Source organism: Microbacterium sp. Leaf351 (assembly GCF_001423825.1).
In the GTDB taxonomy this organism is placed as follows: Bacteria; Actinomycetota; Actinomycetes; order Actinomycetales; family Microbacteriaceae; genus Microbacterium; species Microbacterium ginsengisoli.
In genome coordinates, this window is record NZ_LMPK01000033.1 from 165,222 (window position 1) to 170,906 (window position 5,685).

Sequence of the window (5,685 nt, forward strand, 5' to 3'; positions counted from 1 at the left end):
CGCCGCTCTGCAGGGTGAGGTCGCCGCGGCATCCCGTGTCGTCACCGATCTGCTGGGGGCCAAAGAAGACGCCGATCTCGAGGTCGCGCGCATCGAGGCCGACGTGAAGGTCGTCTCCGAGCGCCGCGCACGCGACGAGGCCCGTCTCGCCGCGTCAACCAACCCGAAGGACGCGCAGGCGCTCGAGAGCGAGCTCGACTCGCTCGCCCGCCGCACCCGCACGCTCGAAGACGCCGAGCTCGAGGCGATGGAGCGCGTCGAGTCCGCGGCTGCGGCGGTGGCCGACGCCGAGGCGATCGTGGCGACGCTCGTCGACGAGCGGGACACCCTCGAGGCCGCAGCGGGCGCGGAGGCGGCGGTGCAGAACCAGCGCCGGTCGACCGCCGAGCGCGACCGCGCCGGTGTGGCCGCAGGGGTGCCCGCCGATCTGCTGGCCCGGTACGACCTCCTCGCGACCCGCAACGCCGGTGCCGCTCTCCTGCGTCGCCGCACGTGCGAGGGATGCCGCATGGAGCTCTCCGGCACCGAGCTGCAGGCCGTGCGCTCAGCCGCCGACGACGATGTGGTCGAGTGCCCGCAGTGCGGCTGCATCCTCGTACGCACGGAGGAGTCCGGGCTGTGAGCCCGACGCGGACGCATGTCCGCGTCTGAGCCGTCACCGGCGTGGCGACTCGTCGGCACGGACGAGGACGGGGAGATCGCTGTCGTCGAGCTCGATGGCGCGGGCGCCGAGATCTCTCGTGCGGGCGTGACGTCCGGGGGACTGATCGAACTGGCGCGCACGCACACCGACGACGTGCGCTGGGTGTGGAGCGACACGGCGCGCTGGTATCCGCCGCTTCTGGCCGCCGGCGTGCGCGTGCGGCGGGTGCACGATCTCCGCGCGGTACGGGCGATTCTGCGCACCGCCGAGTCGGTGCCCGAGTCCGCACGGCTGCCGACGCATGCCGCGTGGTCCGCGCCCGCGGCCTGGGAGGAGGCGCCCGACTCCCGCGAGGCGCTGTTCGAGGTCGAGACGATCGCCGCGCGCGTTGCGCCGACGGATCTCGCGAGCGGCCACCGGGAGTTCGCCGCGCAGTTGGCCGCGCTCGACGCGGCATCCGGCCGGCTGAGACTCCTCGCCGTCGCGGAATCGACGGGAGCGCTCGTCGCCGCCGAGATGCGGGCAGCCGGCCTCCCGTGGGACGTCGCCACCCACACGAGGCTGCTCGACGAGACGTTGGGCGAGCGGGTCGGGGGCAGCAGGCGCCATGTGGATGCCGCGGCCGCCGCCGTGCGAACCGCCCTCGACGATCCCGACGTCGCGCTCGATTCCCCGCCGCGCCTGCTGCGCGCCCTGCATCGGGCGGGACTCGCCGTCTCGTCGACCAGCAAATGGGAGCTGGAGGACCTCGACCATCCGGTGGTCGCCCCGCTGCTCGCGTACAAGCGCCTGATGCGGCTGCTCACAGCGAACGGCGAGAGCTGGATCGCGACGTGGGTGCACGGCGGCCGCTTCCGGCCCGTCTACGTGCCGAGCGGCGTCGTCACGGGACGCTGGGCCTCGAGCGGCGGCGGCGCGCTTCAGATCCCGCGGTCCCTGCGCCCCGCGGTGCGCGCCGATCCCGGCTGGCTGCTCGTCAGCGCCGACGTCGCCCAGCTCGAGCCGCGGGTGCTCGCCGGAATGTCGCGCGACCGGGCGATGGCGCGTGCGGCCGCGGGCACCGACCTGTACGCCGGCATCGTGCGCACCGGAGTCGTGACCACCCGCCAAGAGGCGAAGATCGCCGTGCTCGGTGCGATGTACGGCGCAACGACCGGCGACAGCGGCCGCCTCGTGCCGCGCCTGCGCCGCGCGTTCCCCGCCGCGATGCGGCTCGTCGACGACGCCGCCGTGGCCGGCGAGGAGGGGCGTGTCGTCTCCACCTGGCTCGGCCGCACCTCGCCACCCGCCGGATCCGCGTTCACCCGCTCCCAGTTCGAGGCCTCGCTCGACGAGACCGACGCGGCCACCGAGCAGCAGGCTCGACGACGAGCCCGCGACCGCGGGCGGTTCACCCGCAACTACGTCGTGCAGGGCACCGCCGCGGAATGGGCGCTGTGCTGGCTCGCCGAGACGCGGCGGTCACTGCTCGCGCTCACGGCGCCCGGCGCGGAAGCCGCGGCATCCGGTCCTGCCCAGTCGGGCGCACCGCACATCGCCTTCTTCCTGCACGACGAGATCATCGTGCACACGCCGGCCGAACTTGCCGACCAGGTCGCCGCGATCGTGACGGATGCCGCGGCCCGCGCCGGCCGCCTTCTGTTCGGCGAGTTCCCCATCGACTTCCCGCTCGACGTGCGCATCGCCCCCGACGCGGGGAAGTCGTAAGAGGTCGGCGCCGGTAGAATCCAAGACGCGAATGGGTCGGCCAGACGGTCGCGTCGCGGGAGACCGCGCCGAGGAACGTCCGGGCTCCGCAGGGCAGGGCGGTGGGTAACACCCACCCGGAGCAATCCGCGAGACAGTGCCACAGAGAGCAGACCGCCGGCAGCAGCCGGTAAGGGTGAAAGGGTGGTGTAAGAGACCACCGGGGGCGCGGTGACGCGCCCCGCACGGTAAACCTCGCCCGGAGCAAGGCCAGACAGGGGATGTTGACGCGGCCCGCCGAGTCCCCGGGTAGGCCGCTGGAGCGTCACGGCAACGTGACGCCGAGAGAGATGACCGTCACCGGGGTTCGCCCCCGGGACAGAACCCGGCGTATCGGCCGGCCCATTCGCCCGCCGATACGCCGGATCAGCGCCGATCAGTCCAGGGCGAGCGAAGCCGCGCCGATGATGCCGGCGTTGTTCTGGTGCACCGCCGGGATGATCGGAGTGCGCAGCTTCAGCAGGCTCAGGAACTCGTCCGCGTGCTTGGAGACGCCGCCGCCCACGACGAACAGGTCGGGGCTGAAGAGCGCCTCGAGGTGGGAGTAGTACCACTGCAGGCGCTTGGCCCACTTCTTCCACGTCAGCTCGTCGCGCTCCATCGCCGAATACGCCGCGTAGAACTCCGCGTCCTTGCGGTGGTTCTTGCGCTCGATGTGGCCGAGCTCCGAGTTCGGGATGAGCACGCCGTTGTAGAGCAGCGCGGTGCCGATTCCGGTGCCGAGGGTCGTGAGGATCGTCAGGCCCTTCGCGTCACGGGCGGCGCCGTAGCGCACCTCTGCGAGGCCCGCGACATCCGCGTCGTTGGCGAAGTGGATGCCGCGCCCCAGCCCCTGCTCGAAGAATTCCTCTGCCGGGAAGTCGATCCAGGTCTCGGCGACGTTCGCCGCCGAGAGCGTGCGACCGTTCTTGACGATGGCCGGGAACGCGACGCCGAGCTCGAGGTCGGAGCCACTCACCTCGAGCGTCTCGAGCACCTGCTGCACCGCGGCGAGCACGTCCTTCGGCTCCGCGCCCTTGGGCGTGGGCACCTTGATGCGCTCACTCACCAGCTCGCCGGCGACCAGGTCGACGACACCGCCCTTGATACCCGTTCCACCGATGTCGATTCCGACTGCGCGCGACTTCTCTGTAGCCATGCGTGAAGCCTATCCATGCCGACAGGGGTGCTCAGTAGGATCGGACCAACGTGACGCCGAGGAGGGCACCCGTGAGCGACGACGAGAACAGCTACTGGTACAACCTGACCACCAAGCAGGTCGAGCACGGACTCCTCTCGCCCGCGGTCGACCGCGCGGGTCCCTTCGCCACGGCAGAGGAGGCGGCGCGCGCTCCGGAGATCATCGCGGAGCGTTCCCGCAAGTGGTCCGAGGACGACGCGCGCGACGACGCCTGAGGTGCGTCGCACGGGGCTCCGGACGAAATAGGCTGGACGCACACACTCGTCCGAGGAGAGGCACGCGATGGACAAGCAGCGGGACTTCGTGCTGCGCACGATCGAGGAGCGCGGCGTCAAGTTCGTCCGCCTCTGGTTCACCGATGTGATCGGCACCCTGAAGTCGGTGGCGATCGCCCCGGCCGAGGTGGAGGGCGCGTTCAGCGAGGGCCTCGGTTTCGACGGCTCTGCGATCGAGGGCCTCACCCGCTCGTACGAGTCGGATCTGCTGGCGCACGCCGACCCGACGACGTTCCAGATCCTGCCATGGCGGGGCGAGGTCGACCCGACGGCGCGCATGTTCTGCGACATCACGACGCCCGACGGACAGCCCGCGGTCGCGGACCCGCGTCACGTGCTCAAGCGTGCGCTGGCGAAGGCCGCCGACGCCGGCTTCACGTTCTACACGCACCCCGAGATCGAGTTCTACCTGCTCAAGTCGTCGTCGTACGGCCCCGACGGACCCGAGCCCGTCGACTCGGCCGGCTACTTCGACAACGTGCCCGGCGGCACGGCGCACGACTTCCGTCGGCGGTCGGTGCGCATGCTCGAAGACCTCGGCATCTCGGTCGAGTACAGCCACCACGAGGGCGGCCCCGGTCAGAACGAGATCGACCTGCGCTACGCCGACGCACTGACGACGGCCGACAACATCATGACCTTCCGCACGGTGATCAAGGAGGTGGCGATCGAGCAGGGCGTCTACGCGACGTTCATGCCGAAGCCGCTGAGCGGACAGCCCGGATCGGGCATGCACACGCACATCTCACTCTTCGAGGGCGATCAGAACGCCTTCTACGAGGAGGGCGCCCAGTACCAGCTCTCGAAGGTCGGCCGACACTTCATCGCGGGGCTGCTGCGTCACGCGAACGAGATCTCGGCCGTCACCAACCAGTTCGTGAATTCGTACAAGCGGCTGTGGGGTGGCGACGAGGCCCCCAGCTTCATCTGCTGGGGTCACAACAACCGCTCCGCCCTCGTGCGCGTTCCGCTGTACAAGCCGAACAAGGGTCAGTCCTCGCGTGTCGAGTACCGTGCGCTCGATTCGGCCGCGAACCCGTACCTCGCCTTCGCGCTGCTGCTCGCGGCGGGCCTGAAGGGCATCGAGGAGGAGTACGAGCTGCCGGCGGAGGCCGAGGACAACGTGTGGTCGCTCAGCGACTCTGAGCGCCGCGCCCTCGGCTACGCGCCGCTGCCGACGAGCCTCGACCAGGCCCTGCGGTTCATGGAGGAGTCCGAGCTCGTCGCCGAGACGCTGGGGGAGCAGGTCTTCAACTACGTGCTGCTCAACAAGCGCAAGGAATGGCAGGGCTACCGCTCGCAGGTCACGCCCTTCGAGCTGAAGAGCAACCTCGAGATGCTCTGACGGGCCGATGGCCACGTCCGACCGGTCGCACACGCGCACCGACCTCGTCCGCTACGGCTTCGGCCATGTGGATGCCGCAGAGGCGGCTCTCGACGAGCTTGCGCTGCTGTGCGGGATCGATCGTGATGCGATCCTCTCGGGTGTGGTCACGGTCGGCGACCCGGATGCGGCGCTGACCGGCATTCTGCGCGTCGCCCGGCGGGATGCCGCCGCGGTCGCGCCCGTGCTCACCGATCACCGGGGCGCGGCCGCGCTCTGGGCGCTCACGGGTGCCTCCGAGGGGTTCGCGGACTTCTACTTCCGCCGACCTGCGCAGCTCGCGGACCTGCTCGGCCGGGAGCCGACCGTGCCGGACGCCGCCGAGCTCACTCACGAGCTTCTCGCGTCGGTCGAGGCGGTCGACGGTTTCGCCGCCGACGGGGGAGAGGCCTCGTGGGTGGCGCTGCGCGTGCGGTACCGCACCCTCCTCGCCCGCATCGCGGCCTACGACCTGCTC

General features: G+C 70.9%; 5 protein-coding genes, 1 other RNA gene and 1 pseudogene. 6 read left to right on the forward strand and 1 reads right to left on the reverse strand.

The window, feature by feature from the left end:
• The 3 genes from ASG00_RS09150 to rnpB all read left to right on the forward strand — a co-directional run.
• A partial coding sequence (locus tag ASG00_RS09150; RefSeq protein ID WP_235559467.1) for a zinc ribbon domain-containing protein occupies positions 1-622 on the forward strand: 622 nt, incomplete at its 5' end.
• A 15-nt stretch (positions 623-637) separates the two neighbouring features.
• Positions 638-2,350 carry a bifunctional 3'-5' exonuclease/DNA polymerase gene (locus ASG00_RS09155; protein WP_056208829.1) on the forward strand — a complete coding sequence of 571 codons (1,713 nt, stop codon included), beginning with the start codon at positions 638-640 and terminating at the stop codon, positions 2,348-2,350.
• A 32-nt stretch (positions 2,351-2,382) separates the two neighbouring features.
• Positions 2,383-2,738, forward strand: an RNA gene (rnpB, locus tag ASG00_RS10120) — RNase P RNA component class A.
• A 27-nt stretch (positions 2,739-2,765) separates the two neighbouring features.
• Here rnpB and ppgK read toward each other — a convergent pair.
• Positions 2,766-3,527: a polyphosphate--glucose phosphotransferase gene (ppgK, locus tag ASG00_RS09160; protein WP_045246577.1), complete on the reverse strand. Its 762-nt coding sequence runs from the start codon at positions 3,525-3,527 to the stop codon at positions 2,766-2,768.
• 71 nt (positions 3,528-3,598) lie between these two features.
• Here ppgK and ASG00_RS09165 point away from each other — a divergent pair, with 71 nt between their 5' ends.
• The 3 genes and pseudogenes from ASG00_RS09165 to ASG00_RS17895 form a co-directional block, all read left to right on the forward strand.
• Complete coding sequence (locus ASG00_RS09165; protein WP_045246578.1) at positions 3,599-3,784, forward strand: hypothetical protein; 186 nt, start codon at positions 3,599-3,601, stop codon at positions 3,782-3,784.
• A gap of 67 nt (positions 3,785-3,851) precedes the next feature.
• The gene (gene glnA, locus ASG00_RS09170) at positions 3,852-5,189 is read left to right on the forward strand and encodes a type I glutamate--ammonia ligase (RefSeq protein WP_056208832.1); all 1,338 of its coding nucleotides are present in this window, start codon (positions 3,852-3,854) and stop codon (positions 5,187-5,189) included.
• Positions 5,190-5,196: 7 nt separating this feature from the next.
• Positions 5,197-5,685, forward strand: a pseudogene (locus ASG00_RS17895) (bifunctional [glutamine synthetase] adenylyltransferase/[glutamine synthetase]-adenylyl-L-tyrosine phosphorylase); the annotation flags it as partial.

Bases quoted from the DNA above. Each gene is read 5' to 3' on its own strand.
- ASG00_RS09155 (WP_056208829.1), top strand. From the start codon at position 638: ATGTCCGCGTCTGAGCCGTCACCGGCGTGGCGACTCGTCGGCACGGAC.
- ppgK (WP_045246577.1), bottom strand. From the start codon at position 3,527: ATGGCTACAGAGAAGTCGCGCGCAGTCGGAATCGACATCGGTGGAACG.
- glnA (WP_056208832.1), top strand. From the start codon at position 3,852: ATGGACAAGCAGCGGGACTTCGTGCTGCGCACGATCGAGGAGCGCGGC.